Raw genomic sequence first — 3269 nt, forward strand, 5'->3', positions numbered from 1 at the left:
GGAACCTTTTTTTCAAAAAAGGTTCCCCCCTGGCCGCCGGAGGCTGCTGTCTAATAATCCGAGAGATGGCGGCCGGAGACCCAGCCTTCCAGGGCCCGGGCCGGGACGAACACCCGTGTCCAGCCGTCGCCGTAGCCCAGCACCTGGACCTCTTCGCCCTGGACGAGAGTGGCGGTCACCGCGCAGGACGTGCCCGGGCAGGCCCGCAGATTGAGCGTCGCCGCCTTGACCCGGGTGATGACCGGGGCGTAGGCCGGGGACGGCGCGGGAACCGGCACGCAGCCGTATCCCGGCGACCAGCCGTATCCGGCCGGGCAGGGCAGGGGCGCGACGATGACCTGCGGCGGCGGGGCCGGGTCGTAGCGGCTTTGCGGCACGTACACCACGCAGCCGTGCAGGGCGGACAGGATGCACAGCGCGGCAAGAATAGGAAAAGAGAAAAACGCGCGGCGTGTCATGGCGTTCCTCCTTGAAGCGGGCGAGCGGGGATAGTCCAGGCGACAGCGCCCTGTTTTGGATTATTTCGCCGGAACAAGGCTAGCATCACCCCCCAAAGACGGTCAACGAAGGGGCGTCGCGGTCGGCAGGGTCTTCAGGCCGCCTAGGCCCTTTACATTCGCCGCTTCCTCCGCATATGATGTTTCTTTTTGTTTTCACCGCGCGAATCCAACAGCGGGAGACCCGATTATGGCCCCACATTTTCTCACCATTCTGGATATGACCTGCGCCGACGCCTGGAAGGTGCTCGCCAAAGCCGCCGACATGAAGGCTGAGGACTATCGCAGCGACCTTCTGGCCGGGAAAAGCATCGCCCTGGTTTTTGAAAAGGCCTCCACCCGCACCCGGGTGTCCTTCGAGGTGGCCATCGCCCACCTGGGCGGCAGGGCCATCTTCATGACCAGTCAGGATTCCCAGCTTGGCCGCCACGAACCCGTGCGCGACACCGCCCGTGTCCTGTCCCGGTATGTGGACGGCATGGTGGTGCGCACCTTCGGCCACGACAAGCTCAAAGAGCTGGCCGCCCATAGCGCCGTGCCGGTCGTCAACGCCCTGTCCGACGACTACCATCCCTGCCAGGTCTTAAGCGACATCCTGACTATCCGGGAACATGCCTCGGATCTGACCGGCGTGCGCGTGGCCTATGTGGGCGACGGCAACAACATGGCCCATTCCTGGATCAACGCCGCCGTGCATTTCCCCATTGAACTGACCCTGGCCACCCCGGAACAGTACGCGCCCAACCCGCGTATCCTGGAACATGCCCTGTCGCTGGGGGCCAAGGTCCGCTTGACCCACGATCCGGTTTCCGGCGTGGAAGGGGCCAACTACGTCTATACTGACGTGTGGGCCTCCATGGGCCAGGAGGCCGAACAGGAGGCCCGGGCCAAGGTCTTTTCCCCCTTCCAGGTGAACGAGAAACTGCTTTCCCGCGCCGCGCCGGGCTGCATGGCCTTGCACTGCCTGCCCGCCCACCGGGGCGAGGAGATCACCGACGAGGTCATGGAGGGCCCGCGTTCCCTGCTTTGGGACCAGGCCGAAAACCGGCTGCACATGCAAAAGGCCATCCTGGAATGGGTCTTCGATTCCGGGGCCAGGGCCGATTAACGTAACACCAAGCACACGGACGACACCGACATGAGCGACGTAAAAAAAGTGGTCCTGGCCTATTCCGGCGGCCTGGACACCTCGGTCATCCTCAAGTGGATCAAAAAGACCTACGACTGCGAGGTTATCACCCTTACCGCCGACCTGGGCCAGGAAGAGGAGCTCGACGGCCTGGAGGAAAAGGCCCTGCGCACCGGCGCCTCCAAGGCCTTCATCCTCGACCTGCGCGAGGAGTTCGCCGCAGACTTCATCTTCCCCATGCTCCGGGCCTGCGCCGTCTACGAGGGCCGCTATCTGCTGGGCACCTCCATCGCCCGGCCGCTCATCGCCAAGGCCCAGGTGGACATCGCCCGCTCCGAAGGCGCCACGGCCATCGCCCACGGGGCCACGGGCAAGGGCAACGACCAGGTGCGCTTCGAGCTCACGGCCAACGTCCTGGAACCGCGCCTTACGGTCATCGCGCCCTGGCGGGAATGGGACTTCCGGTCCCGCACCGACCTCATCAACTTCGCCAAAGAAAACGGCATCCCCGTGCCCTCGGACAAAGGCCCGTCCTACAGCATGGACCGCAACCTCATGCACCTAAGCTTCGAGGGCCAGGAATTGGAAGATCCCTGGAACGAGCCCGGCCCCGGCAGCCACCTTTTGTGCGCGCCCATTGAGAAGGCACCGGACAAACCCGAGATCATCACCATCGACTTCGAGAAGGGCGACCCCGTGGCCGTCAACGGTGAGCGCCTGTCCCCTGCTGCGCTCATAAAAAAGCTCAACACCCTGGGCGGTGTCCACGGCATCGGCCGCCTGGACATGGTGGAGAACCGCTACGTGGGCATGAAGTCGCGCGGGGTCTACGAGACCCCGGGCTGCACCATCCTGCACGCCGCGCACCGCGACCTGGAAGGCATCTGCATGGACCGCGAGGTCTTGCACATGCGCGACCAGCTCATCCCGCGCTACGCCGAGATGGTCTATTACGGCTACTGGTTCTCGCCAGAGCGCAAGGCTCTCCAGGCCCTCATGGACCAGGCCCAGGAGCGCGTCACCGGCACGGTGCGCCTCAAGCTCTACAAGGGTAACGTCGTCCCCCTGGGACGCAAGTCGCCCCTGTCGCTGTATAACGCCAACCTGGCGACCTTCGAGGAAGACGAGGTCTACAACCAGGCCGACGCCACGGGGTTCATCCGGCTGGCCGGATTGCGCCTGCGCGGCCTGGGCCGGTAGGAAGGCCTCCGGCGGCCAGGGGGGAAACCTTTTTGAAAAAAGGTTTCCCCCCTGGACCCCCTTTCGAAAAACTTCGGCGCGCTTCGCGTCCGCGTTCGGGAGAGGGCATTCTCTCCGGCCAACCTGACTTTCGTTGGCGTGCCCGGAGCGGCTTTGCCGCTCCGGAAACGCCAACGATATCAGGGGGTCCGGGGGAAATGATTTCCCCCGGGCGGGGTTCGGGGCGGCAGCCCCGACGGCCTGGCGGGGCGGCAGCCCCGACGCCGTTTAGGAGGCGAAGGTGGCGTCGTAGCCTTGGACGAGCTCGGCGATGAGTTCGGCGACGGAGGTCAGGCCGGTCACGCGCCAGGCATTTTCGCCGGCGAAGATGAGGCCGTTTTCCAGGTTGCCGCGCTTGGCGTTTAAAAGCGCCATGGTGATGCAAAAGGGGCTGGTGGTGTAGT

The 3269-nt window shown here is 64.8% G+C and carries 3 protein-coding genes; 2 read left to right on the plus strand and 1 reads right to left on the minus strand.

What is annotated here, in order from left to right; translation table 11 throughout:
- Positions 1-50: 50 nt before the first annotated feature.
- Positions 51-458 carry an SH3 domain-containing protein gene (locus tag V3572_RS11050; protein ID WP_332111051.1) on the minus strand — a complete coding sequence of 136 codons (408 nt, stop codon included), beginning with the start codon at positions 456-458 and terminating at the stop codon, positions 51-53.
- 229 nt (positions 459-687) lie between these two features.
- On the opposite strand from V3572_RS11050, the gene argF reads away from it, so the two are divergent.
- Positions 688-1605 (plus strand): ornithine carbamoyltransferase, encoded by a 918-nt coding sequence (gene argF, locus V3572_RS11055; RefSeq protein WP_332111052.1) that lies wholly within the window; start codon positions 688-690, stop codon positions 1603-1605.
- A gap of 30 nt (positions 1606-1635) precedes the next feature.
- Positions 1636-2826, plus strand: coding sequence for an argininosuccinate synthase (locus V3572_RS11060; RefSeq protein WP_332111053.1), 1191 nt, complete (start codon positions 1636-1638; stop codon positions 2824-2826).
- The last annotated feature ends 443 nt before the right edge of the window (positions 2827-3269 follow it).

It is taken from the genome of Desulfolutivibrio sp., from assembly GCF_036584575.1.
Lineage (GTDB): Bacteria > Desulfobacterota > Desulfovibrionia > Desulfovibrionales > Desulfovibrionaceae > Desulfolutivibrio.

Coding starts and splice junctions, on each gene's coding strand:
- V3572_RS11050 (WP_332111051.1), bottom strand. CDS start 458: ATGACACGCCGCGCGTTTTTCTCTTTTCCTATTCTTGCCGCGCTGTGC.
- argF (WP_332111052.1), top strand. CDS start 688: ATGGCCCCACATTTTCTCACCATTCTGGATATGACCTGCGCCGACGCC.
- V3572_RS11060 (WP_332111053.1), top strand. CDS start 1,636: ATGAGCGACGTAAAAAAAGTGGTCCTGGCCTATTCCGGCGGCCTGGAC.